Genomic DNA, 23676 nt, shown 5'->3' on the forward strand with positions numbered 1-23676 from the left:
GTGCTCCTTCGGTGGCTCGGGGCGGGTGGTCGCAGTGGAGGAACGTATGTGAAAGGTCCACCATTCCCGCTCCCCGGGCCAGGCCCGACGTGACGCCTGCCGCATCAGTACGACTATCAGTGCCTGCCTGTGGACAACCGGCGCAGCCGTCTCGGGAGACCTGGCAGCATGGCCGTGTGACAGCAGCAACGCACTCCACCCTGTTCCCGCAGGTACCGGACTCCGCGGACGCGGTGCTCGAAGGGCTCGACCCCGAGCAGCGCGAAGTGGCCACGGCCCTGCACGGTCCGGTGTGCGTCCTGGCGGGCGCGGGCACGGGCAAGACCCGGGCGATCACGCACCGCATCGCCTACGGAGTACGCGCCGGCATCCTGCACCCCTCCAGCGTCCTGGCCGTCACTTTCACCAACCGCGCCGCCGGGGAGATGCGCGGCCGGCTGCGGCAGCTCGGCGCCGGGGGCGTCCAGGCGCGCACCTTCCACTCGGCCGCCCTGCGCCAGCTCCAGTACTTCTGGCCGAAAGCGATCGGCGGCGCCATGCCCCGGCTCGTCGACCGCAAGATCCAGCTCGTCGCCGACGCGGCGGCCGCCTGCCGCATCCGGCTCGACCGGGGCGAGCTGCGGGACGTCACCGCCGAGATCGAATGGTCCAAGGTCACCCAGACCGTCCCCGCCGACTACGCGGCCGCCGCCGTCAAGGCCGGCCGTGAGTCTCCCCGCGACCCCGCCGAGATCGCCCAGCTCTACGCCGCCTACGAGGACGTCAAGCGCGAGCGGTCCGTCATCGACTTCGAGGACGTGCTGCTGCTGACCGTGGCGGTGCTCCAGGACCGCCACGACATCGCCGAGCAGATCCGCACCCAGTACCAGCACTTCGTGGTCGACGAGTACCAGGACGTCAGCCCCCTCCAGCAGCGCCTGCTCGAACTGTGGCTGGGCGAGCGGGACAGCCTGTGCGTGGTCGGGGACGCCAGCCAGACGATCTACTCGTTCACGGGGGCGACTCCGGACCATCTGCTCGACTTCCGCACCCGCCACCCCGGTGCGACCGTCGTCAAGCTGGTCCGCGACTACCGCTCCACCCCCCAGGTCGTCCACCTCGCCAACGGACTGCTCGCCCAGGCCCGGGGCCGGGCAGCCGACCACCGCCTGGAGCTCGTCTCCCAGCGCGCAGCCGGGCCCGAGCCGGTCTACGCCGAGTACACCGACGAACCCGCCGAGGCGGAAGGCGCGGCCCGCCGGATCCGCGAACTCGTCGACTCCGGAGTCCCGGCCTCCGAGATCGCCGTCCTCTTCCGCACCAACGCGCAGTCCGAGACCTATGAGCAGGCCCTCGCCGACGCCGCAGTGCCCTACCAGCTGCGTGGCGCCGAGCGGTTCTTCGACCGCCCGGAGGTGCGCAAGGCGGGCATCGCCCTGCGCGGCGCGGCCCGCTTCGGCGGCAACGACTCCCTCCTCGACGACGTCGTCGACCTTCCCTCCCAGGTGCGCGCCGTGCTGTCGGGAGAGGGCTGGACGACGCAGCCACCAGCCGGCTCCGGGGCGGTGAGAGAACGCTGGGAGTCCCTGGCCGCCCTGGTGAACCTCGCCCAGGACTTCGCCGCGGCCAGGCCCGCCGCCACTCTGGCGGATCTCGTCGCCGAACTCGACGAACGGGCGAACGCCCAGCACGCCCCCACCGTGCAGGGCGTCACCCTCGCTTCCCTGCACTCGGCCAAGGGCCTGGAGTGGGACGTCGTCTTCCTGGTCGGCGTCGCCGAGGGCATGATGCCGATCACCTACGCCAGGACCGACGAACAGATCGAGGAGGAGCGCCGTCTCCTCTATGTCGGTGTCACCCGCGCGCGGGAACACCTCCACGTCTCCTGGGCGCTCTCCCGCTCACCCGGAGGACGCGCCAGCCGCCGCCCCAGCCGCTTCCTCGACGGGCTGCGCCCCGGCTCGACGGCCACCACGGGCCGTACCGCCGCCGGGAAAGCGGGCGGAATCGAGCGCGGAACCCCTGGAACCAGGGAGTCCGCCCCGAAACGGGCGCAGCGCGTTCCCGCCCGCTGCCGGGTCTGCGGCCGCACGCTGACCGACCCGGGCGAAATGAAGCTGATGCGCTGCGACGACTGCCCCTCCGACATGAACGAGGGTCTGTACGAGCGACTGCGTGAGTGGCGCGCCGACCAGGCACGCAGCAGCGGCCAGCCCGCCTTCTGCGTGTTCACGGACAGGACCCTGATGGCGATCGCCGAGTCCGCCCCCGACGACGAGCGCGAGCTCGCCCGCATCCCGGGCGTCGGGATGCGCAAGCTCACCCGCTACGGCGCCGATGTACTGGCCATCTGCGCAGGCCAGTCACTGGCGGAGAGCACAGATCACGACTGACACGAACTCGTCGAAAAAATAGTTTGCGCATGCCCCAGCAATCCCCATAGGTTCTTAGGCACGAGAACAGCGGCCTTCTCCAAGGCCCTGATCCCGTGTTGTACTTGCATATCCGTCGGACTGGTTCACTCAGTCCCCCGAGACGCCGAGAGGAGGCGAGTCCAGTGATCAGCATCTACACCAGCTCTGTCAGCACCGTGAAAATGACCGATCGCTCGGCCGTCTCCGCGTGCACGCTCGGCGTTTCGAACCTGGGCACCGGTCTGTCCGGCATTCGTGCCGTCCGTCCGGCGTCCTCCTCCGTTGCCCCCGCGGGCCTTCCCGTCCGTGAGCGCAATGAGCGACCGACCAAGGCACTGGAAGCGGCAGTAGCGGCACAGGCGCAGGCCTATGCCTTTACGGCGACCGGTGCCGGATTCCGGAAGCAGACGACGCAGCACCACCAGATGTGGGCCTTCCGTGGGCCAGAACCCTGGAGTGATCCAGCCTGATCGCCGATCAGGCCGGCGCCTTCAGGGCCGCGGAACCCCATCCGGGATCCGCGGCCCTTCTGTTTGTCCTTGAACAGGGATGACAGACCGAAGGAGCCTCGGGACAAGAAAAGAACCCGGTACCACCACCCCCGGCCAACAGGCCGGAACGACCAGACGAGGAAGACGAACCGTGCAACTCGAAGCGCACGCCCCGTCCGTACCGCCTTCCGACACGATCCCCAAGCCCGGCTCCACGGAGGACCTCGCCTTGACCCCGCTCACCGCGCTCACCGCGCTCGACGACGCCATCGAGAACCTCGGCGTACCCGTCCCGTGCCGTTCCTACGACCCGGAGGTCTTCTTCGCCGAGTCGCCCGCGGACGTCGAGTACGCCAAGTCCCTGTGCCGCACCTGCCCGCTGGTCGAGGCCTGCCTCGCCGGCGCCAAGGAGCGGCGTGAGCCCTGGGGCGTCTGGGGTGGCGAGCTGTTCGTCCAGGGTGTCGTCGTCGCCCGGAAGCGGCCGCGTGGCCGCCCGCGCAAGAACCCGGTCACAGCATGAACATCGCAGGAACGATCGACCGCCCCCTCACGCACGACCCCCAGAAGCAGGCCCCGATGAAGCCGTCCACTTACGAGCCCGCAGGCTCCGCAACCGAAGACTTCACCATCAGCGACGCGAAGGACTCGCGTCAGAACAGGACCCGAGAGATGCAACTCATCCCAGAAGCCATGGCTCGTGCGCATATGCGCGAGCGACTGCAGGAGGCGGAGCGGGATCGCCAGGCTGTGCGCCTGGCGACCGCCCGCCGGATGCAGCGCAGGGCGGAGCGCGCGTCGATGCGTGCCCGTCGGGCGCTCGCCATGGCGGTCATGCAGTAACCCGCCGTACCTGAACGGTGGTGCGTCCCGGCCGGGGAGGCCGCGCTGCTGCCGCAGGAAAGCTCTCACCGTGGGGGCCGGTCCGTACCGAACGGGCCGGCCCCCACGGTGCGTTGGGCTGACCAGGAGAGCACGCGGCTCGCGGCGCCTACCGGTGCCGGGTGCTTGGCGCCACCCGGGCTGGTGCGACTGCTGCTCCCGAGCCGACACGCGGTGCTCGTGCCGGGCCGAGGCATGGCGGTGGCCCGTGGCACCGACCTCTGGGCGCCGTGTCCACCGAAGTGCCGGGCGCGGAGTTATCGTCGCCGGGTGACGAGTCCTCCTGGAGGCGGCGACGACGGCTCCGCCACGGAGCCGCGGCGCTTCGTCTGCGCTCGCTGCGGCGCATCGGCCGGCGCCCTGGCCGAAGGCCCACCCCTCAGCTGGACGTACTCCGTGGAGAACGGCACCCGCCAGTACTACTGCGAGACCTGCTCCCGAGAAAACCTCAGGTCCATCGAGGGGCGTCTGGACTCGGACTGGTGGTGAACCCCGCGGCCGGGTCTCACGCCTCCGCCACGGCCTCTCCGCCGTCCACCGGGTCCTCCGGCATGAACCCCGGCAGCCACTCCTCCAGCTCCTCGCGCAACCGCACCGTCGCCCCCAGCTGACACAGCACGCCGATCGTGCTCAGGGTCACCCGGTGGATCAGCAGGTAGGACGGGGGCAGGTTGAGCTGCTTGGCGAGTTGGTAGGCGGGGGAGCGGGGGTCGGCCACGCGAGCCGCCTGGCTGCGCATCCAGCCCCGGGTGAAGGCGAACTCCTCGACCTGGGCCGGCTCGATGATCGGCAGCAAGTAGTCCATGACGGCGTCCGGGTCCAGCTCTATGGTCTCCTTGACGAACCCTTCCGCGCACAGGAGCTCGTAGACCGCCTCTGCCTCCCCGTCGAGGGTCATCCGCAGGGACTCGCCGATCGTGGCCGGAAGTCCCCCAGGGAGACGGTCGACCGTGCCGAAGTCCAGGACACCCAGGCGCCAGTCGTCCTCACCCTCCGAGCCGCCGGGCAGAAGCCGGAAGTTGCCAGGGTGGGGGTCGGCGTGCAGCAGGCCTGTGCGGGCGGGGCCGGAGAACAGGAAGCGGGCCAGGAGCTGACCGGCACGATTGCGCTGCTCCTGAGTGCCGTCCGAGATGATCTCCGACAGCGGGACGCCGTCCATCCACTCGGTGACCAGGACCTGATCGGACTGGTGGACCACCTGCGGCACGACCATGTCCGGGTCGTCCGTGAACTCCTCCGCGTGGGCTTGCTGGGCCTGGGCCTCCAGGCCGTAGTCCAGCTCCTCCGAGACCCGGTCCTTCAGCTCCGCGATCAACGGCTTGATGTCCATGCCGGGGATCAGCGGACCGAGCAGACGCGAGAAGCGGCTCAGCTGGTTCAGATCCGACAGCAGGGCCTCACCGGCGCCCGGGTACTGCACCTTGACCGCCACCTCGCGGCCGTCGTGCCACACCCCTCGGTGGACCTGGCCGATCGACGCCGCCGCGGCGGGCTTGTCCTCGAACTCCAGGAACAACTCGTGCCAGCCCTCGCCGAGCCGCTCCTCCAGCACCGCGTGCACGGTGCGGGTCGGCATGGGCGGCGCCGCCTCCTGGAGCTTGGTCAGCGCGGCCCGGTAGGGGCCGGCCACCTCCTCGGGCAGCGCGGACTCGAAGACCGACAGGGCCTGGCCGAACTTCATCGCCCCGCCCTTGAGCTCGCCGAGTACCTTGAACAGCTGCTCTGCCGTGCGCTGTTGGAGTTCCCGGCCGACGAGCTCGGCGGACTCGCCGACGATCCGCTTGCCGAACCCCCAGGTGGCCCGCCCGGCGATGCCGAGCGGGAGCGCGGCGAGCTTGGCGGTCCGGGTAACCGCCTTCCGGGGAAGATCAGACATGCGCCCTCCAAGTCCCAGCCGGCCGCTCCGCCTCTGCCTCGCGGCACCGCTCCGACGGCCGTTGCACCGCCATTGTCTCGTGCGACTCCCCGTCCTCCGAGAGGTGCTCCCCTTTTCCTCTCTCCGCCGCCCCGCACGAGCATGCCGGATGTGCCCTGACCGGCCGCGCAAACCAGTGGAGACCTGGGACGGAGATCTCCCAGCGGGCCCCGGTGCTGGACGGAACCCGGCCGTCCAGGAAAGCGAGCGCATGGGCGGCCGCCAGTCCGGCCACGGTCGTGGCCAGCGTCAGGTCGCAGGGCCGCACCTGCCGCTGCCTCCCGGATCGCCATTGGGCGATCAGACGCGGCCAGGCCGGGTCCCGGTCGGAGCGGTCCTCGTGCAGACAGCCGGCGCACCCCGTCTCCCCGGGCAGGACGAAAGGGCCGACCACGCCGGTGCCCTCCACGACACCGGCGTACAGATGAGGGGTACCGGAGGCCATCAGCGGCTCGGCGGCGGCCGGGTCGGGTGCGTGCACGGTGACGTCGTCCCGCGGAGCGAGGATCACCAGTGAGAATCCCGGGTCGCCGTCCTCCTGGGATGTCTCGGCCGGTGCACGGCGCGGCGGCCGGTCCGGGGCCGCCCGGCGCACGGCGCGGCGGGCGGACTCGTCCCGGCGGTCGCCGACGGATTCCGGGGGGAGCCCGCCCGGCACGACGTCCCACGGCTCCACACGGCCACCGTCGAGCACATCCACCTCGCCCACGCCGGCCCCGGACAGGAGCGAGGCCAGCACGGCACCCACCCGGCCCGCGCCCCGCACCTGCACGCGCTGCGAGCGCCGGGCGGCCAGCTGCCCGATCGCGTCGCCGGGCGCCGATGTCGTCAAGGACAGGGAGGCAAGGTCGGGGCGCAGCCGGTCCAGCACCTCCTTCTTCTTCCGCAGTGCGTCGGCGGCCGGCCCGCCGCCCCGGGAGTCGTCCAGCAGCCCGGCTCGCGCGAGCCCCCGCACCAGTCCGTCGACATGACCGTCGGGCAGGTCCATACGGCGTCCCTCCTCGCGCAAGAGCTCCAGCCCCCGCGTGCCGTTCAGCAGATCGAGGAAGCTGCCCGTCGCCAGGTCCATCGGGCCGAGTGTCATCGCGTGCGTCGGTGTCATCCCGAACTGCACGGTTTTGAGGTCGCGCCAGCCGCGCCTGAGCGCGGGTTTCACCATCGGATGCATGACAGGCCCCCGTATGCCGTAGATCGTCCGCGTATGCCGACGGAGCGATGACGTGGACCCTGGCCGGTCACGCCGGGGCGGGCCGCATGCCTGCCCCGAGCACAGACGCGGCCCGACCACGGGCCTGACCCGAGCACAAACACGGCCCGAGTCCGCCCCCCGAGCACAGCCTCCCTCGAGCACAGGCCTGCCCCGTGCACAGCCTGACCTGACCACAGGCCCGACCCGACCACAGCCCGCCCCTGGAACAGGCACGGCCCGTGCGCTGACCGAACCCGAGCGCGGGGTACGGCCCTGGTCCGGACCGCCCCGCCATCGCTTCGCCGACGAGATCCAGCATGCCCAAACCAGCCGTCGGCTGCCGAAAGTTGTCCACAGGTGCGAGCATTCTTCGTACAAATCCGGCGGCCGACGGGAGCGGCGGCACCGAACTGTCCCGGAGCCGGGACTTCGCCGTGTGCAGCGGGTAACGTCGGGGCGTGCCCGCCGACCCACTGCACCGCGCCGGAACCGCACAGCGCAGCACGACGAGCCAGCCGCCGAGCGGCTCGGGGGCGAGCGCGATCGAGGTCCGCAGGAGCACCCGCCGACGCAGAACGGTCTCCGCGTACCGCGAGGGCGATCGCACCGTAGTGCTCATCCCCGCCCGGATGTCCGAGGCGGAGGAGCAGCGCTGGGTGACCGTCATGCTCGACAAGCTCGCCGCCCAGGAGAGCAAGCGGGCCCTCGGCGACGCCGAGCTGGCCGAACGCGCGCGGCGTCTTTCGGACCAGTACTTCGAGGGGCGGGCCCGTCCCGCGTCGGTGCGCTGGGTGACCAACCAGAACACGCGCTGGGGGTCCTGCACCCCCTCCGAGGGCAGCATCCGCCTGTCGCACCGCCTCCAGGGCATGCCCGAGTACGTCGTCGACTACGTCCTCGTCCATGAACTGGCCCATCTGCTCGTCCCCGGACACGGACCTCGCTTCTGGGAACTCCTGGAGGCCTATCCGCGCACGGAGCGCGCCCGGGGATACCTCGAAGGCGTGGTCGCCGCCGAGCGGTTGCCCCATGTGCCCGGCGCCCGGGGTGAGACCCCCGCGGGGTGACCGGTCGCTTTCCGCGAGCGAACAGCGGATACGGCTGTGCGGGCGTTGTGTACCGGCTCTGTACCGACCTCGTCCGGTGTCCGAGTTTGCCGTTAGCCTGGCGCGACGCACTCACGTATCGGATGGGGGACGGTCGTTACGCATGGCCAGGGAATTCCAACGCGGCCACAAGGCCAGGATCAGTGACCTCACCGCGGGCACGGATCTGTACGTAGGTGTACAGATCGCCGGCCCCGGGCTGAGCTTCGACATCAGCTGCTTCGGCCTCGACGCCGACGAACGGCTCTCGGACGACCGGTACTTCATCTTCTTCAACCAGCCGAAGTCCCCCGAGGAGTCCGTTCAGCTCCTGGGCGCCCAGGCAGGTGACACGGAGTCCTTCCGGGTGACGCTCGACCGGATCCCTCCGCAGATCCAGAAGCTGTCCTTCACGGCGACGATCGACGGCACCGGGCAGATGTCGCAGATCGCCTCCGGCTACATCCGGATCGTCGCGGGCGGCGAGGAGGTTGCGCGCTACTCCTTCAACGGCTCGGAGTTCTCGACCGAACGAGCCGTGATGCTGGGCGACTTCTACCTCAAGGACGTCTGGCGGTTCGCCGCCGTCGGGCAGGGCTTCGACGGCGGTCTTGACGCGCTGCTGAAGCACTTCGGCGGCGAGGTGGCCGAGGAGGAGGCGCCCGCGACCGCCCCACAGCAGCCGCAGGCCGGCGCAGCCCCGGGCTTCGCGCCGCCCGCTTTCGGAGTGCCCGGGACTCCGGGACCCGCCCCTGCGGCACCACCGGCTCCGGCGCCCCAGCCCGCCGCGCAGGGCTTCGCACCCCCGCCCGGCCCCACCCCGCCTCCGGCGCCCGCTCCACAGGTGCACGCCGCCCCGACCATCGTCGCGCCCCTGAACACTCCGCCCGGCGGCTCCCCGGTGCCGCCCCCGGCGCCCGCGCCGTACGGCCAGCCGGGCCAGCCGCCGCAGTACGGCCAGGTCCCCGGCCAGACGGCCCCGCCGCCCCCCGGCTACGGCCAGCCGCAGGCGCCCCACGCCCCGGCCCCGCCGCCCGGTTACGGCCAGCCCACACCGCCCCCGGGCTACGGCCAGCAGCAGCCGTTCGGACAGGCCCCCGCCCCGCAGGGCGTTCCGCAGGGCGCTCCTCAAGGCGCTCCCCAGGGCCCCGGTGTGTCCGCCGCGCTCCAGCAGTTCAAGGAGACCCCGACGGGGCAGCGCTGGACGCAGCAGAACAAGAAGCTCGTCCGCGTCGACCTCGGCATCGGCGGCCAGCCCGTGCTGGCCCGGCAGGGCAGCATGGTGCTGTACCAGGGCAAGGTCGACTTCAGCTACAAGGGCGCCGGGTTCTCCGGCCGGATCGCGGGCAACGCGACCGGCCAGGAGATGCAGCTGATGCGCTGCACGGGCCAGGGCCAGGTGTTCCTCGCCGAGAACTCGACCATGCTGCACCCCTTGGAACTGCAGGGCGACGCCGTCTGTGTCTCCGCCGAGAACGTCCTCGCGTTCGACGAGAGCCTCCAGTACGAGATCCGCCGCATCGAGGGCCACGGCATCCCCGGCGGCGCGCTGTTCACCATGCAGTTCCAGGGCACCGGCACGATCGTCGTGAAGACGCACGGCACGCCCGTGGTGCTGCCCGTCACGCCCACCACGTTCGCCGACTGCAACGCCGTGGTCGCCTGGTCGGCGGCGGCCCAGGTCGTCGTCTCCAGCCAGGTGAGGATGCGCCGCAACGCCTACGCCGGTGACACGGGGGAGAGCGTCAACCTCCAGTTCCGGGGAGCGCCCGGCAACTTCATCGTCGTCCAGCCGTACGAGGTCTGAGGGAGCCCGTCATGACACAGCAGCTCGCGGGCCATGCCCCCGCACCCGTCACCGCCCGCATGGAGAACCACGGCAACCACATGCTGAAGGTCGCCATGCAGACGGGGAACGACCTCCTCGCGCGCGTGGGGTCGATGGTCGCCTACGAAGGCTTCGTGCAGTACGAGCCCAACCCGCCGGCCGTGCGTCAGATCGCCAAGGACTGGCTCACCGGCGAGGGCGCGCCCCTGATGAAGTGCTCCGGCGACGGCCTGCTCTACCTCGCCGACTACGGGGCGAATGTCGTCGTCATCAACCTCAACGGCGACGGCATCTCCGTCAACGCCACCAATCTGCTCGCCTTCGACGCCCACCTGACGTGGGGCGTGGAGCGGGTCAAGGGCCTGGCGAAGTTCGCCGGGCAGGGCCTGTGGAACACCAAGATCTCCGGACAGGGCTGGGTCGCGCTGACCTCCCGGGGCAAGCCCATCGTCGTCGACTGCGGAGGCGGCGAGGACGAGACCTACGTCGACCCCGACGCGCTCGTCGCCTGGTCCCCGAACCTCAAAGTGAAGGGCAAGCGGAGCTTCCGGGCCCAGTCGCTGATCGGCCGCGGCAGCGGCGAGGCCTACCAGATGGCCTTCTCCGGTCAGGGCATCGTCGTCGTCCAGCCCAGCGAGGACAGCACCGACCGCCTCCGGGTCCGGGGCTGAGGGGGAAACACACGCCATGCAGAGCCCGATTTTCGCCTACAACGAGCAGCAGACCCAGGACCGCTGGAGTCTGCAGAACAAGCAGATGCTGCGTGTCGCCCTGGAGGGCCACGACGACATCCTGGCCCGCAAGGGCACCATGGTCGCCTACCAGGGTCTCGTCGAATTCGACGCCGAGTACCAGAGCAACGACCAGTCACGCGCGCGTGCGCACACCGGTGAGGGGCTCGACCTCATGCGCTGCCACGGGCAGGGCACGGTCTACCTCGCCAACCTCAAGCAGCACGTGCACGTCATGGAGGTGGACCAGGACGGCCTCACCGTCGACAGCAGCTACGTGCTGGCGATGGACTCCTCCCTGCACCACGAGGTCATCGCCGTGGACAGCCTCTACGGCATCTCCGGATCCGGGAAGTACCAGCTCAACATCACGGGCCGGGGCAAGCTCGCCCTGATGACCTCCGGGATGCCGCTGCTGCTGCAGGTGACGCCCGACAAGTACGTCAACTGCGACGCCGACGCGATCGTCGCCTGGTCGACGAGCCTGCGCGTGCAGATGCAGGCCCAGACGCACTCCTCCGGGGTGTGGCGGCGCCGCGGCAGCACCGGCGAGGGCTGGGAGCTGAGCTTCATGGGTACCGGCTTCGCGCTCGTCCAGCCGAGCGAGCTGCTGCCACCGCAGGGCGCCCAGATCGGCTCGGGCATCGCCGCGCAGTACGGCATGGGCCAGCAGGGGGCACGGGGCCAGAACCAGGGCAACGTCTGGAGCTGAGCGCCGTGCGGGTCCGGCCGATCGGGGGCTGTTCGTCCTGCCGCGGGCCGTGCGTGGCAGGACGCGCAGTTCCCCGCGTCCCTGACGGGGCGCGCACCCCCGGTCAGGACCACGTGTAAGGGGCGGCCGCTCAGGCGGCCGCCCCTTACACCCGCTCAGAGCGCGAGCCTCGCGCGTGTCGCCGTCAGTAGCCGTACGACCGACTGGTCCGCCACGTTCGGAACCTCGTCGTACCCGAACCAGCGCAGGTCCAGGGACTCGTCGCTGATCGTGTGGGCGGCGTCCGGTGGCGCCACGACCGCGTACTGGACGTCGAAGTGGCAGTGACACGGTGGCGGGATCGGATGCCGGTCCAGACGCACCGGGCCGCCGGGCAGCAGAGAGAGGCCCGGGACACCGGACTCCTCCGTCGCCTCGCGCAGGGCCGCGTCCGCCAGACGGGCATCACCCGGCTCGCAGTGGCCGCCCAGCTGCAGCCACATCTGCAGCTTCTTGTGCAGCGTCAGCAGCACCCGGCCGCCGTCCGGGTCGATCACCAGCGCGCTCGCCGTGATGTGCCCCGCGTGGCAGGCCTTCCACAAGCCGTCCGGGTGCTCCGCCAGATGGTCGAGATACGCCTGGCGGAGGTCCGTCTGGTCCTCGTACCCCTTCAGTACGAGGACCGCGTCGTCGTACAGGCTCACCCGGCGTCGTCGCCCTTGTTCTTGTCCTCGCCCTCGTCCTTCTTCTTCAGGTCGGGCTTGTCCGCCGCCTCGCCGAGCATCTTGTCCAGCTCGGAGAAGTCGATCTGCTCGCGGTGCACGAAGCCGTCCGGGTCGTCGAGGTCGGACGCCGTCGGCAGCATGTCAGGGTGGTGCCACAGGGCGTCCCGGCCGTCGACACCGCGCGCGTCCGTGAGCGAGGCCCACAGACGGGAGGCGTCCCGCAGGCGGCGCGGGCGCAGCTCCAGGCCGATCAGCGTGGCGAACGTCTGCTCGGCCGGACCGCCCGAGGCGCGGCGGCGGCGCAACGTCTCGCGCAGGGCGTCGGCGGACGCCAGGCGGGGTTTCGCGGCGGCGTGGACCACCGCGTCCACCCAGCCCTCCACGAGCGCCAGAGCCGTCTCCAGACGGGCCAGGGCGGCCTTCTGCTCGGGCGTGTCCTCCGGCTGGAACATGCCCTGCTGGAGGGCCTCCTGCAACTGCTCCGGATTCTGCGGGTCGAACTGGCCGACCACGTCCTCCAGCCTGGCCGTGTCGACCTTGATCCCCCGTGCGTAGCCGTCGACCGCACCGAACAGATGCGAGCGCAGCCACGGCACGTGCGCGAAGAGACGCTGGTGGGCGGCCTCGCGCAGGGCGAGATACAGCCGCACCTCCTCCTGGGGGACGCTCAGGTCCTTGCCGAACGTCTCGACGTTCACCGGCAGCAGCGCCGCCTTGCCGGCCGGGCCGAGCGGCAGGCCGACGTCGGACGAGCCGACGACCTCGCCGGCGAGCACGCCGACGGCCTGCCCGATCTGCGTGCCGAACATGGCGCCGCCCATCGAGCGCATCATGCCGATCAGCGGGCCGGCCATGGCCTGCATCTCCTCCGGCAGGACGTCGCCCATGGCGGTGCCGACGCGCTCTGCGACCGGGTCGACGAGCTCCTTCCAGGCGGGCAGGGTGGCCTCGACCCACTCCGCGCGGCTCCAGGCCACCGCGGTGGCGGCGCCGGAGGGCAGGGACGTGGCATCGTCGAGCCACAGGTCGGCCAGGCGGACGGCCTCCTCGACGCCCTTGCGGTCGGCGGGGCCGACACTGGCGTCCTTGGTGCCGTCAGGACTGCCCTGAGAGACGGTCTGGCGGGCGATCTGCTTGGCCATGTCCCAGTTCACCGGGCCGCCCTCGTAGGAGAGCATCTGGCCCAGCTGCTGGAACGCGGCTCCCAGGTCGGTGGGGTTCAGCGACCCGAACATGGCTGCGAACGGATTGTCCGCACCGGGGCCGCCGGGGCCACCAGGGCCTCCGCCGAAGCCTCCGGCTCCGGGCAGGTCGCCGAAACCGAACGGGTTGGCCGGTCCCTGACCACCACCGCTCTGCTGGTCCTTCTTCTTGCCCTCGTCGCCGTCGTCCGGCTCCTCCGGCGGAAGGCCGAATCCGAATGGGGTGTCACTCACGGGATTCCTCGGCTGGTAGGGCCGCCGGTTCTTTCCGGCGGCACGGCTGCCCGACATCACCACCCAGCGTAGACACCTGGGGCGGATCGGGCCTCGGTGCTTCGCCGACTGACGGCCTGCGGCAGGATGGATGCCACCTGGTACGCACGCGTCGGACGCGCTCGTACTGAAGACAACCGCTGGAGACGCCCGGTGAGTTCCCCAGATCCGCAGGTTCGCGCAGCGCGAAACCAGTCAACCAGTTCCGCGAGTCCCGCGGCGCGCGGACCCGTCGTCGCGGTCACCGGCGCCGCGTACGGCGTAGGAGCCCTGCTCACCGAGCAGCTCGCCGCGTCCGACGAGGTCAAGCAGGTGGTGGCCATAGACGAGCGGCGCGGCGAGTGCGCGTCGGCCCAGTGGCACATCCTGGACGTACGGGATCCGGCCATCGCGGACAAGCTGCGCGGTGCCGACGTAGTGGTGCACCTCGCGCTGGATCTCGATCTGGAAACCGACGCGGCCGCCCGAACGGCCTACAACGTGCGGGGGACGCAGACCGTCCTGACGGCCGCCGCGGCGGCCGGAGTGCACCGGGTCGTGCTCTGCACCTCGGCGATGGTCTATGGGGCGTTGCCCGACAATGAGCTGCCCCTGTCGGAGGACGCCGAGCTGCGCGCCACAGCCGAGGCGACCGGAGTGGGCGACCTGCTGGAGATCGAACGGCTGGCGAGGCGCGCGCCCCGGGCGCACCCGGGGCTCAACGTCACCGTGGTACGGCCCGCCGTGCTGGTGGGCGGAGGCACGGACACCGCGCTGACCAGGTACTTCGAGTCTCCCCGGCTCCTCGTCGTCGCCGGGTCGCGGCCCGCGTGGCAGTTCTGCCACGTCGAGGACCTGTGCAACGCGCTGGAGTACGCCGTCCTGGAGAAGGTCGACGGGGAACTGACCGTCGGGTGCGACGGCTGGCTGGAGCAGGAGGAGGTCGAGGAGCTCAGCGGGATCCGGCGGATGGAGCTGCCGTCGGCGGTAGCGCTGGGTGCGGCGGCGCGGCTGCACCGCATCGGGCTCACGCCGTCCCCGGCCGGGGACCTGGCGTACACGATGTACCCCTGGGTGGTGAGCGGCAGCCGGCTGCACGACGCCGGCTGGCGCCCGCAGTACACCAACGAGGAGGTGCTGGGGGAACTCCTGGAGGAGGTCGCCGGCCGGCACACGGTCGCCGGGCGGCGGCTGGGCCGCAAGGACGCGACGGCCGCGGGTGCCGCCGGCGCGACGGTGGCACTGCTGGGCGCGGCGGCGGTGGTACGGCGGGCGCGTAAGGCCCGGCGCCGAATCTGACGCAGACCTGCGCCCGGCCTCGCATCGGGCGGAGGCACCTGCTTCCGGGCTTCGTAACGGGCGGAGGCCTCTGCTTCCGGCCTCCCGGAGGCCCCCGTATCCGGCCCCGTATCCGGCCCCGCATCCGGTCGAGGCCTCTGCATCGTGCCTCCGCGTCCGGCGACGACCCCTGTAGGAGACTCCAAACGCGTACGCGCGCGTGCCGGTCGATGGCTCTATTCCGTGCTGTCGGTCGCGTGCGGCACGATGGGGGCATGGCAACCACGAACGATCACCCCGGTGAGCAGGCCGCGCAGGACCCGATCCGACTGATCGGGATCCGGGACTCGGCACTCTCCCTGGACGAGGTGTTCCGGGCCGTCGGGGACGACGCGGCCGGGGGCACCGCGCTCTTCGTGGGAACCGTGCGGAACCACGACGGGGGCGCCGGTGTCGAGGAGCTGGGGTATTCGTGCCACCCCAGCGCCGAGGCCGAGATGCGGCGGATCGCCGAGAAGGTCGCCGCCGAGTTCCCGGTGCGGGCACTGGCGGCCGTGCACCGCGTGGGGGACCTCCGGATCGGAGACCTGGCCGTGGTCGTCGCGGTCTCCTGCCCGCATCGCGGAGAGGCCTTCGAGGCCTGCCGGAAGCTGATCGACGACCTCAAGCACGAAGTGCCCATCTGGAAGCACCAGAAGTTCTCCGACGGCACCGAGGAATGGGTCGGCGCGTAGCGCCGTCCTTGGGGGGTGGTGGTCGGGTGGCGGGAGGGCGGGTCGGGGTCCGCTGATCCGGGATGCCGCCTTCCGCTTGCGTAACCGCACCCCTGGCGGGAGCGTTGTCACTGCGGATCGTTAATCTGCTGATCAGTCAGTTGCGGACGTTCAAAGGGGTTGGAGGTCGGCATGGCGGCGCTCGCCTGGTTGCTGATTCCGCTTGTGGCTGCCATCGGCGCGGGGCTCTGGGGCAGTTGGGCGAACCGGACCCGCAAGGTCCGCAACGACGGCCCGGAACTCACGGGCTACGCCCGCTTCCGCGAGGCCATGGAGAAGCCCCGGCCGGGTGCCTGAGGGTCGGAGAAACAGCAGGTCACAGACGTGGGAAAGCGCAGGGCCGCCCCGGACGGGCGGCCCTGACGGTGCGCTGACAGAACCGTCCCGTACTGTCGAGTCATGCCACGCCGCACCGCGACGATGCTCGCCTCCACCCTGATGCTGATCGCGCTCCTGTGCGCGGGAGTGTTCATCCCCGTGCCCTACGCGGAGATGTCCCCGGGGCCGACGGTGAACACGCTGGGCGATCACGACGGTGAGCCGGTGCTGCAGATCGCGGGGAAGAAGACCTACGCGACCAGTGGCCATCTGAACATGACCACGGTCCGGGTCACGAGCGCCGACTACCGGATGAACCTGGTCGAAGCCGTCTACGGCTGGCTCGCACACGACAACAAGGTCGTGCCGCACGAGACGCTCTACCCGGACGGCAAGACCGAGGAGCAGTCCACCCAGGAGAACGCCGAGGAGTTCAGCCAGTCCCAGGAGAGCGCCAAGGTGGCCGCCCTGAAGCAGCTGGACGTTCCGGTGAAGTCCTGGGTGATCGTCTCGACCGTGGTCAAGGGGTCCCCGGCCCAGGGAAAGCTGCACGCGGGGGACGTGATCAAGGCCGTCGACGGTACGGCGGTGAAGGAGCCGGCCGACGTCGCGAAGCTCGTCACCAAGCACAAGCCGGGCCAGGACGTCCGCTTCACGATCGTGCCGGCCAAGGAGCAGGCCTTGGCGGAGAAGGAGAAGCGGACGCCGACCAGGACGCAGGACATCAGTATGACCACCACGATGTCCGACGACACCGGTGAGAAGCGCGCCATCGTCGGGATCTCCGCGGGCACCGACCACACGTTCCCGTTCACCATCGACATCAAGCTCGCCGACGTCGGCGGGCCGAGCGCCGGGCTGATGTTCGCTCTCGGCATCTACGACAAGCTCACCCCCGGCAGCCTGACCGGCGGCAGGTTCGTGGCAGGCACCGGCACGATCGACGACGCCGGCAAGGTCGGGCCGATCGGCGGCATCGAGATGAAGACCGTGGGCGCGCGCGCCAAGGGCGCGCGGTACTTCCTGACGCCCGCCGACAACTGCGCGGCCGCCGCCAAGGACACCCCCGACGGCCTCACCCTCATCAAGGTGGGCACCATCCAGGACGCCCTCGGCGCTCTCGCGGACATCCGCAGCGGCGACACCGCGGATCTGCCGACGTGCGGTAAGTAGATCGGGGACCGGGCCCGGAGAACCGGGCCCATGGTCCTTCGGGGCTACTCCTCGAACGTCGCCGTCAGCGCCTCCGCCAGTCCCGGGACCAGGTCGGAGCCGGTCAGGACCTCGGTGGGGGAGTCCTTCTCGCGCAGCCGCAGGGCCGACTCACGCGTGCCGTCGCGCAGCACCGCGACCGTCATGCGGACCTCCTGGCGGTCCGGGTGGTCCGCCACCCACTTCGTGAGCGCGGCCTCACTCAGCCCCTGCGGGACCTGGGCCTCCGCGGACGGCGGCAGCATCAGGCGTTCCACCGCGAGGGCGCAGCCGACCACCGCGTCGGGCCAGGCGATGGTGGCGAGGAACTCGTCGAGCGGCTTGCCCGTTGGTACTTCGTCCTGCTCGATCGGGGTGAGGCCGGAGTTCTCCGACTCGTCACCCAGACCGAGCCGGTCCGCGAGCGAGGGTTGTTCGGCCCGCAGGCGTGCGGTGTCGACGAGGGCGAAAAGACGGGCTGACTGGTCCCAGCCGAGGCCGGAGACGTACTCGTCGATCTCGAGTACGGCCCGGGTGAGCGGGTTCGCAGCCATGGGAGTGTTGGACATGGTCACAATCCTGCCTCGTTCCCGGCCGGAATCGGGAACCGAGTAAACGGTGAGTAAGTTGCATAGGTGGGGGCCCACGATCACGGGGGCCACATACGGTCCGTGAAGACGCGGGCCTGACGAATCAACAGCGAACTTCGAGGTGCGCACCTTGGCTTTCCAGATGCCGGACCGCGGCGGAGGCCCTTCGGGGCCGCGGATCAGAGTGGGCCGCCCGTCCCGGCGTGTCCGGACCCTGCTCACGACGCTGGGCGTCCTGGCCGTTCTCGGCATGGCGTTCACCATGTTCGCGGGCTTTTGGACGGACTGGCTCTGGTACCGGTCGGTGAACTACTCCTCGGTCTTCACCACCACCCTGTGGACCAAGATCGGGCTCTTCTTCGTCTTCGGCCTGCTCATGGCCCTGGCCGTCGGCTTCAACATCTGGCTGGCGCACCGGCTGCGGCCACCGCTGAGTGCCATGTCGATGGAGCAGCAGAACCTCGACCGCTACCGGATGAGCATCGCGCCCTACAAGAAGTGGCTGCTGCTCGGGATCACCGCCCTGGTGGGCCTGATCGCCGGCGCCTCCGCCTCCGGCCAGTGGCGGACGTGGCTGATGTGGGTCAACGGCGTGCCCTTCGGCGAGAAGGACCCCCAGTTCAAGCTGGACGTCGCCTTCTACGCCTTCGACCTGCCCTGGTACCGGTTCCTGCTCGGCTTCGGCTTCGCCGCCGCGATCCTGTCCGTGATCGCCGCCGCGCTCACCCACTACCTGTACGGCGGGCTGCGCGTCACCAGCCCGGGCGCCCGCGCCACGGCGGCGGCCACCGGGCACCTGTCGGTGCTCATCGGCATCTTCGTGGCACTCAAGGCGGTCGCGTACTGGCTCGACCGGTACGGACTCGCCGTGAAGTCCAGTGACTTCCGGGCGACCGACAACTGGACGGGTCTGAGGTACGTCGACGCCAACGCCTACCTGCCGGCCAAGACGATCCTCTTCTGCATCGCCGTCATCTGCGCGCTGCTGTTCTTCGCCACCATCTGGCGGCGCACCTGGCAGCTGCCCGTGATCGGCTTCGGCCTGATGGTGCTCTCCGCGATCCTCATCGGCGGCCTCTACCCGGCGATCGTGCAGAAGTTCCAGGTCCAGCCGAACGAGCAGGCCAAGGAAGCGCCGTACGTCGAGAAGAACCTCGAGGCCACGCGCAAGGCCTACGGCATCGACGGCACCAAGGTCACCGACTACTCGGGCACGAGCAAGACCGAGGACAAGACCACCCTGCGCGACGACGTCCCGGCCACGGCCAGCATCCGGATCATGGACCCGAACATCGTCTCGCCGACGTTCCAGCAGCTCCAGCAGATCAGGAACTACTACGCGTTCCCGAACAACCTGGACGTCGACCGCTACACCAAGGACGGCAAGGACCAGGACACGGTCATCGGCCTGCGTGAGATCAACCTCGCGGGCATCCCGAAGAAGAACTGGATCAACAACCACTTCCGTTACACCCACGGGTTCGGAGTGGTCGCCGCCGAGGGCACCAGCGCCGACGCCCAGGGCCGGCCGAACTTCACCGAGTCCGACCTGCCCTCCGAGGGCGACCTCGGCACGTACGAGCAGCGGATCTACTACGGCGAGAAGACCGACACGTACTCCATCGTCGGCGGTCCCCAGAAGGAGATCGACTACTCCGACGACAACGGCGAGAAGACCACCAGCTACAAGGGCGACAGCGGGGTCAACCTCTCCAACCCGGTCAACCGGGCGGCGTACGCGGTGGCGTTGGGCGAGCCGCAGATCATGTACTCCGGTGCCATCGGCGACGGTTCGCGGATCCTGTACAACCGCACGCCCAAGGAGCGCGTCGAGGCGGTCGCCCCCTGGCTGACCATCGACGGCGACGCCTACCCGGCGGTCGTGGACGGCCGGATCCAGTGGATCGTCGACGCGTACACGACGACGAACGGTTACCCGTACTCCTCGCGTACGACCCTCGGTGACACCACGGCCGACTCGCTGACCGCCACCAACGACAACCGCGCGGTGGTGGCCCAGCAGAACCAGGTCAACTACATCCGCAACTCGGTGAAGGCCACCGTCGACGCCTACACCGGCAAGGTCAAGCTCTTCCAGTGGGACACCAAGGACCCCGTCCTGAAGACCTGGATGAAGGCCTTCCCGAACACGGTGGAGCCCAAGAGCGACATCTCCAAGTCGCTCATGGACCACCTGCGCTACCCCCAGGACCTGTTCAAGGTCCAGCGGGAGCTGCTCACCCGCTACCACGTGAAGGACGCCACGACGTTCCTCAGCGGCAGCGAGGTGTGGCAGGTGCCGGACGACCCGACGAACCGGTCGGGCAGCGCGGTGCCGCCGTACTACCTGAGCATGAAGATGCCCGACCAGAAGGCACAGGCGTTCTCGCTGACGACGACCTTCACGCCCAACGGCCGGGACAACCTCAGTGCGTTCATGGCGGTCGACGCCGAGGCGGGCACCGGTGACTACGGCAAGATCAGAATCCTGAAACTGCCGACGAACACCACGGTCAACGGACCCAAGCAGGTCCAGAGCCAGTTCAACTCCCAAGAGGACATCGCCGAGTCCATCAGGCTCCTGAGAGGCGGCGACTCGGAGGTCGAGTACGGCAACCTGCTGACGGTGCCGCTCGACGGCGGACTGCTCTACGTGGAGCCGGTCTACGTCCGCGGTGGCGGACTGAAGTACCCGCTGCTGCGCAAGGTGCTGGTCACCTACGGAGGCCAGACCGCCTTCGAGAACACCCTCGACGAGGCCCTGAACAAGATCTTCGGAGCGGACGGTCCGGCCGCCGAGCCACCGGACGAGGGCGATACGACGCCACCACCACCGGCGTCCGACAACCCGACGGTCCAACAGGCCCTGGAGGACGCCCAGAAGGCGTTCGACGCCGGCCAGGAGGCCCTGAAGAAGAACGACTGGGAGGCGTACGGCAAGGCGCAGAAGGACCTCGAGGACGCCCTGCGGCGGGCCGAGGACGCGCAGGCCGAGGGGAGCCGGGCGGGCGGTGCCGGGGGCGGCGAGAGCAAGCCCGGCGGCAGTCCGAGCGGCAGTCCGAGCCCGAAGCCGAGCAGTTAGGGACCTGGCCGCCCTGGCCTGGTCAAATGCCCACCCGCGCCGTGATACGGTTGTGAACACAACGGCGCGGGGTGGAGCAGCTCGGTAGCTCGCTGGGCTCATAACCCAGAGGTCGCAGGTTCAAATCCTGTCCCCGCTACTGAAGTCGCGATGTCCGAGTGACGGAGCGGCCACGAAGGCCCGGATTCCACAAAGGAATCCGGGCCTTCGTGATGTGTGAACGCATGTGCTGGCGCAGGCTGTGGCCGCGCCGCCGGGGGGAGTTGGGCAATCTGTGTTTGACTTGTCTCTCTGTGGGCATGTCGACAAAACGCTGAAGTGACCTCACTGGCTGCGGTATACGAGGTGTACCCAGGTTGCAGGTGGTGCGACGATGGACGTTATGGGGGACAAGGCAACTCTGTTCGAGACAGGGCGTTTTGTGCAGCCTTCCAGCCGGGAGGACACCGAGACCCCGGACGAGACCGGGGAGATCGCCGACGAGGCGGCCGAGGAGCTGCGTCAGCGGCTCGCAGCCGAGGCCGGCGACGTCGAGGCGATGAGTGTCCTCGGGGCCATGCTGCTGCGCCGTGGTGACCTCGACGGTGCCGAGCCTCATCTGCGTGCCGCCACCGCCGCGGGCGACCGGGCGGCCGCCAACAACCTGGGGGTTCTGCTCCACCAGCGGGGGTATGCCGACGAGGCCGCGGGATGGTGGCGGATCGCCGCCGTCGCCGGATCCACGGCGGCCGCGCACGCCCTGGGCCGGCACCACCGCGAGCGCGGCGACGAACCCGCCGCCGAGTACTGGCTGCGCCAGTCCGCCGAACAGGGGCACACGCTGGGTGCCTACGCGCTCGCCGATCTGCTGGAGCACCGCGGTGACGCCGGGTCCGAGCGGTGGATGCGGGTCGCGGCCGAGCGCGGGCACCGGGAGGCGGCGTACCGGCTGGCGCGGGCGCTGGACCGGCACGCGGCGCGGGAACCCGGCGGCGACAGCGGTGCCCAGGTGCCCGAGGAGGCCGAGCAGTGGTACCGGCAGGCCGCCGCGCGCGGCCACCGGCGGGCCGCCCTGCACCTCGGGACGATCCTGGAGAGGCGCGGCGAGCTCAAGGAGGCCGGACGCTGGTACCTGACGTCCGCCAAGGACGGCGATGCGCGTGCCGCCTGCGCGCTCGGCTTCCTGCTGCGCGACGCGGGCGACACCGACAACGCCGCCGTGTGGTGGCTGCGGGCCGCCCAGGACGGCGACGGCAACGCGGCGAACGCGCTGGGCGCGCTGCACGCCGAGCGGGGCGAGACCCAGACCGCCGAGCGGTGGTACCGGGCCGCGATGGACGCGGGCGACGTGAACGGCGCGTACAACCTCGGCCTGCTCTGCGCCGAGCAGGGGCGCACCCCGCAGGCCGAGCAGTGGTACCGGCGCGCGGCCTACGCCGGGCACCGGGAGGCCGCGAACGCGCTGGCGATCCTGCTGCTGCGGGGCGGCGACGAGACGGGCGCGGAGCCGTGGTTCTCCAAGGCCGCGGAGGCCGGGAGCGTGGACGCCGCCTTCAACCTCGGCATCCTGCATGCCGGGCGGAGCGAGGAGCAGGCCGCGCTGCGCTGGTACGAGCGGGCCGCCGCCGCCGGGCACACCGAGGCGGCGCTCCAGGTCGGCATGGCGAAACTGCGCGACGGCGATGAGCAGGAGGCCGAGCGGCATCTGCGGTGTGCGGCCGGGGGCGGGAGCGCCGAGGCCGCGTACCGGCTGGCGACGGTGCTCGACGCTCGGCGGCCGCCGGAGCCGGCGCATGAGCTCGGGGAACCGGTGCACCTGCCCAGCGAGTGCGAGGAGTGGTACGAGCGGGCGGCGCACCAGGGGCATCGGCGGGCACAGGTGCGGGTCGGCATGCTGGCGGCGGCCCGGGGCGATGTCGTCGAGGCCGCTCGGTGGTACCGGGAGGCGGCCGAGGCCGGTTCCCGCAACGGCGCGTTCAATCTCGGGCTGCTGCTGGCCCGGGAGGGGAGCGAGCCCGAGGCGGCGGTGTGGTGGAAGCGGGCCGCCGACGCCGGGCACGGGCGGGCGGCGTTGCGGCTTGCCCTGGTCTGCGCGCGTCGGGGAGAGCTGGCGGAAGGGCAGCGCTGGGCCGACCGGGCCGTGTCGCTGGGACCGGCGTCCGTCGCCGAGAGGGCGGAGCGGCTGAGGGACGCGCTGCGGCAGGAGCTCTCCGCGTGAGGCGTCGCGTCGGTGCGGGGGCCGGGTGGGCGTGGTCCCGAGTAATGGATTTGCATCCGTCCTCCGCGTTGACGTAACGTTGCATTCAACGGCGCGGGGTGGAGCAGCTCGGTAGCTCGCTGGGCTCATAACCCAGAGGTCGCAGGTTCAAATCCTGTCCCCGCTACTGAAGGCCGAGGGCCGGAATCCGAAAGGGTTCCGGCCCTCGGTGCGTTTGGCGTCCAACGGCCCGGCCCTGTACGGCCCGGCCCTACGAAAAGCCCCGGCACCCATCGGTGCCGGGGCTTTTCGTAGGGCCGGGTGAGCGGGCTAAGCGGTCGCGCAGTTCGGGCAGACGCCGCGGTACGTCACCTCGACGTCCGAGACCGTGAAGCCGAAGCGCTCGGTCTCGGGGAGGTCCGCCAGCGGGTTGCCGGTCGGGTGGACGTCCCGGATCGCGCCGCACTGGGCGCAGACCAGGTGGTGGTGCGGCTGGTGGGCGTTCGGGTCGTACCGCTTGGCGCGCTGGTCGGTGGAGACCTCCAGCACCTCGCCGAGGGTCACGAGCTCACCCAGCGTGTTGTAGACCGTCGCTCGGGAGATCTCGGGCAGCTTGGCGACGGCCCGGGCGTGGACCTCGTCGGCCGTCAGATGGACGTGTTCGCCGTCGAGGACCTCGGCCACGACGCGCCGCTGCGCGGTCATCCGCCATCCGCGTCCGCGCAGGCGTTCCAGAAGGTCACTCATGGCCACAGCCTAACAGCTAAAGGGACCAGGTCGCGAACAGGTGTGAGATTAGAGTCCCACTTGCTTTAGACGATGTCTATTGTAGGATCGAGAACGGCTTTGGCCAGAGGGCAGGACTGGTCAGGAATGGTGCAGGAGGC

General features: G+C 70.5%; 21 protein-coding genes and 2 tRNA genes. 17 read left to right on the forward strand and 6 right to left on the reverse strand.

Features of this window, described 5'->3' with window-relative positions:
- Positions 1 to 176 precede the first annotated feature (176 nt).
- The 5 genes from ACFY9S_RS21010 to ACFY9S_RS21030 all read left to right on the forward strand — a co-directional run bounded on the left by ACFY9S_RS21010 (position 177) and on the right by ACFY9S_RS21030 (position 4252).
- Positions 177 to 2372, forward strand: a complete 2196-nt coding sequence (locus ACFY9S_RS21010; protein WP_391130698.1) for a UvrD-helicase domain-containing protein — start codon at positions 177 to 179, stop codon at positions 2370 to 2372.
- Positions 2373 to 2536: 164 nt separating this feature from the next.
- Positions 2537 to 2863 carry a hypothetical protein gene (locus ACFY9S_RS21015; RefSeq protein WP_180989548.1) on the forward strand — a complete coding sequence of 109 codons (327 nt, stop codon included), beginning with the start codon at positions 2537 to 2539 and terminating at the stop codon, positions 2861 to 2863.
- 172 nt (positions 2864 to 3035) lie between these two features.
- Positions 3036 to 3404, forward strand: a complete 369-nt coding sequence (locus tag ACFY9S_RS21020) for a WhiB family transcriptional regulator (protein WP_391130702.1) — start codon at positions 3036 to 3038, stop codon at positions 3402 to 3404.
- A complete protein-coding gene (locus tag ACFY9S_RS21025) occupies positions 3401 to 3724 on the forward strand; it encodes a hypothetical protein (RefSeq protein WP_102909352.1) in 324 nt (107 codons plus the stop codon). Before ACFY9S_RS21020 ends, ACFY9S_RS21025 begins: the two co-directional genes overlap by 4 nt.
- A gap of 309 nt (positions 3725 to 4033) precedes the next feature.
- Complete coding sequence (locus tag ACFY9S_RS21030; protein ID WP_391130705.1) at positions 4034 to 4252, forward strand: hypothetical protein; 219 nt, start codon at positions 4034 to 4036, stop codon at positions 4250 to 4252.
- A 16-nt stretch (positions 4253 to 4268) separates the two neighbouring features.
- Here the strand turns inward: ACFY9S_RS21030 and ACFY9S_RS21035 are convergent, their stop codons facing one another.
- On the reverse strand, positions 4269 to 5639 hold the full coding sequence (locus tag ACFY9S_RS21035; RefSeq protein ID WP_391130707.1) for an AarF/UbiB family protein: 1371 nt from the start codon (positions 5637 to 5639) through the stop codon (positions 4269 to 4271).
- A complete protein-coding gene (locus ACFY9S_RS21040; protein WP_391130710.1) occupies positions 5632 to 6846 on the reverse strand; it encodes a TOMM precursor leader peptide-binding protein in 1215 nt (404 codons plus the stop codon). The genes ACFY9S_RS21035 and ACFY9S_RS21040 overlap by 8 nt, the downstream gene beginning before the upstream one ends.
- Before the next feature lie 479 nt (positions 6847 to 7325).
- Here ACFY9S_RS21040 and ACFY9S_RS21045 point away from each other — a divergent pair, with 479 nt between their 5' ends.
- The 4 genes from ACFY9S_RS21045 (at position 7326) to ACFY9S_RS21060 (ending at position 11223) form a co-directional block, all read left to right on the forward strand.
- Positions 7326 to 7934: a SprT-like domain-containing protein gene (locus tag ACFY9S_RS21045; RefSeq protein ID WP_391130713.1), complete on the forward strand. Its 609-nt coding sequence runs from the start codon at positions 7326 to 7328 to the stop codon at positions 7932 to 7934.
- A gap of 142 nt (positions 7935 to 8076) precedes the next feature.
- Positions 8077 to 9759: a TerD family protein gene (locus ACFY9S_RS21050; protein WP_391130716.1), complete on the forward strand. Its 1683-nt coding sequence runs from the start codon at positions 8077 to 8079 to the stop codon at positions 9757 to 9759.
- An 11-nt stretch (positions 9760 to 9770) separates the two neighbouring features.
- Positions 9771 to 10451: an AIM24 family protein gene (locus ACFY9S_RS21055; RefSeq protein ID WP_030854889.1), complete on the forward strand. Its 681-nt coding sequence runs from the start codon at positions 9771 to 9773 to the stop codon at positions 10449 to 10451.
- Between the two features lie 16 nt (positions 10452 to 10467).
- Positions 10468 to 11223 (forward strand): AIM24 family protein, encoded by a 756-nt coding sequence (locus ACFY9S_RS21060; RefSeq protein WP_391130719.1) that lies wholly within the window; start codon positions 10468 to 10470, stop codon positions 11221 to 11223.
- 155 nt (positions 11224 to 11378) lie between these two features.
- Here the strand turns inward: ACFY9S_RS21060 and ACFY9S_RS21065 are convergent, their stop codons facing one another.
- Entirely contained in the window at positions 11379 to 11906 is a 528-nt protein-coding gene (locus ACFY9S_RS21065; protein WP_391130722.1) for an NUDIX domain-containing protein, read from the reverse strand.
- Positions 11903 to 13363, reverse strand: a complete 1461-nt coding sequence (locus tag ACFY9S_RS21070; RefSeq protein ID WP_391130725.1) for a zinc-dependent metalloprotease — start codon at positions 13361 to 13363, stop codon at positions 11903 to 11905. The genes ACFY9S_RS21065 and ACFY9S_RS21070 overlap by 4 nt, the downstream gene beginning before the upstream one ends.
- A gap of 192 nt (positions 13364 to 13555) precedes the next feature.
- Here ACFY9S_RS21070 and ACFY9S_RS21075 point away from each other — a divergent pair, with 192 nt between their 5' ends.
- The 4 genes from ACFY9S_RS21075 (at position 13556) to ACFY9S_RS21090 (ending at position 16923) form a co-directional block, all read left to right on the forward strand.
- Complete coding sequence (locus tag ACFY9S_RS21075; protein WP_391130728.1) at positions 13556 to 14680, forward strand: NAD-dependent epimerase/dehydratase family protein; 1125 nt, start codon at positions 13556 to 13558, stop codon at positions 14678 to 14680.
- 254 nt (positions 14681 to 14934) lie between these two features.
- Complete coding sequence (locus ACFY9S_RS21080; RefSeq protein WP_391130731.1) at positions 14935 to 15393, forward strand: molybdenum cofactor biosynthesis protein MoaE; 459 nt, start codon at positions 14935 to 14937, stop codon at positions 15391 to 15393.
- A gap of 171 nt (positions 15394 to 15564) precedes the next feature.
- Positions 15565 to 15729, forward strand: coding sequence for a hypothetical protein (locus ACFY9S_RS21085; protein ID WP_167455419.1), 165 nt, complete (start codon positions 15565 to 15567; stop codon positions 15727 to 15729).
- 102 nt (positions 15730 to 15831) lie between these two features.
- Complete coding sequence (locus ACFY9S_RS21090; protein WP_391130734.1) at positions 15832 to 16923, forward strand: PDZ domain-containing protein; 1092 nt, start codon at positions 15832 to 15834, stop codon at positions 16921 to 16923.
- A 44-nt stretch (positions 16924 to 16967) separates the two neighbouring features.
- Here the strand turns inward: ACFY9S_RS21090 and ACFY9S_RS21095 are convergent, their stop codons facing one another.
- Positions 16968 to 17510 (reverse strand): PPA1309 family protein, encoded by a 543-nt coding sequence (locus tag ACFY9S_RS21095; protein ID WP_391130737.1) that lies wholly within the window; start codon positions 17508 to 17510, stop codon positions 16968 to 16970.
- 163 nt (positions 17511 to 17673) lie between these two features.
- On the opposite strand from ACFY9S_RS21095, the gene ACFY9S_RS21100 reads away from it, so the two are divergent.
- The 4 genes from ACFY9S_RS21100 (at position 17674) to ACFY9S_RS21115 (ending at position 22976) form a co-directional block, all read left to right on the forward strand.
- A complete protein-coding gene (locus ACFY9S_RS21100) occupies positions 17674 to 20613 on the forward strand; it encodes a UPF0182 family protein (protein ID WP_391131176.1) in 2940 nt (979 codons plus the stop codon).
- A gap of 65 nt (positions 20614 to 20678) precedes the next feature.
- Positions 20679 to 20752: transfer RNA gene (locus ACFY9S_RS21105), tRNA-Met, on the forward strand.
- Positions 20753 to 20986: 234 nt separating this feature from the next.
- The gene (locus ACFY9S_RS21110) at positions 20987 to 22810 is read left to right on the forward strand and encodes a tetratricopeptide repeat protein (RefSeq protein WP_391130739.1); all 1824 of its coding nucleotides are present in this window, start codon (positions 20987 to 20989) and stop codon (positions 22808 to 22810) included.
- Between the two features lie 92 nt (positions 22811 to 22902).
- Positions 22903 to 22976 (forward strand) — tRNA-Met (locus tag ACFY9S_RS21115).
- Positions 22977 to 23119: 143 nt separating this feature from the next.
- Here ACFY9S_RS21115 and ACFY9S_RS21120 read toward each other — a convergent pair.
- Positions 23120 to 23536, reverse strand: coding sequence for a transcriptional repressor (locus tag ACFY9S_RS21120; protein WP_391130741.1), 417 nt, complete (start codon positions 23534 to 23536; stop codon positions 23120 to 23122).
- Between the last annotated feature and the right edge of the window lie 140 nt (positions 23537 to 23676).

Origin of the sequence: Streptomyces sp. NPDC012474 (assembly GCF_042955185.1) — a bacterium.
GTDB classification, from domain to species: Bacteria; Actinomycetota; Actinomycetes; order Streptomycetales; family Streptomycetaceae; genus Streptomyces; species Streptomyces cahuitamycinicus.

What these genes read in the sequence shown, in the direction of transcription:
- ACFY9S_RS21025 (WP_102909352.1), top strand. Translation starts at nt 3,401, where the DNA reads ATGAACATCGCAGGAACGATCGACCGCCCCCTCACGCACGACCCCCAG.
- ACFY9S_RS21035 (WP_391130707.1), bottom strand. Translation starts at nt 5,639, where the DNA reads ATGTCTGATCTTCCCCGGAAGGCGGTTACCCGGACCGCCAAGCTCGCC.
- ACFY9S_RS21040 (WP_391130710.1), bottom strand. Translation starts at nt 6,846, where the DNA reads ATGCATCCGATGGTGAAACCCGCGCTCAGGCGCGGCTGGCGCGACCTC.
- ACFY9S_RS21050 (WP_391130716.1), top strand. Translation starts at nt 8,077, where the DNA reads ATGGCCAGGGAATTCCAACGCGGCCACAAGGCCAGGATCAGTGACCTC.
- ACFY9S_RS21055 (WP_030854889.1), top strand. Translation starts at nt 9,771, where the DNA reads ATGACACAGCAGCTCGCGGGCCATGCCCCCGCACCCGTCACCGCCCGC.
- ACFY9S_RS21060 (WP_391130719.1), top strand. Translation starts at nt 10,468, where the DNA reads ATGCAGAGCCCGATTTTCGCCTACAACGAGCAGCAGACCCAGGACCGC.
- ACFY9S_RS21080 (WP_391130731.1), top strand. Translation starts at nt 14,935, where the DNA reads ATGGCAACCACGAACGATCACCCCGGTGAGCAGGCCGCGCAGGACCCG.
- ACFY9S_RS21085 (WP_167455419.1), top strand. Translation starts at nt 15,565, where the DNA reads ATGGCGGCGCTCGCCTGGTTGCTGATTCCGCTTGTGGCTGCCATCGGC.
- ACFY9S_RS21090 (WP_391130734.1), top strand. Translation starts at nt 15,832, where the DNA reads ATGCCACGCCGCACCGCGACGATGCTCGCCTCCACCCTGATGCTGATC.
- ACFY9S_RS21095 (WP_391130737.1), bottom strand. Translation starts at nt 17,510, where the DNA reads ATGTCCAACACTCCCATGGCTGCGAACCCGCTCACCCGGGCCGTACTC.
- ACFY9S_RS21100 (WP_391131176.1), top strand. Translation starts at nt 17,674, where the DNA reads ATGCCGGACCGCGGCGGAGGCCCTTCGGGGCCGCGGATCAGAGTGGGC.
- ACFY9S_RS21110 (WP_391130739.1), top strand. Translation starts at nt 20,987, where the DNA reads ATGGACGTTATGGGGGACAAGGCAACTCTGTTCGAGACAGGGCGTTTT.
- ACFY9S_RS21120 (WP_391130741.1), bottom strand. Translation starts at nt 23,536, where the DNA reads ATGAGTGACCTTCTGGAACGCCTGCGCGGACGCGGATGGCGGATGACC.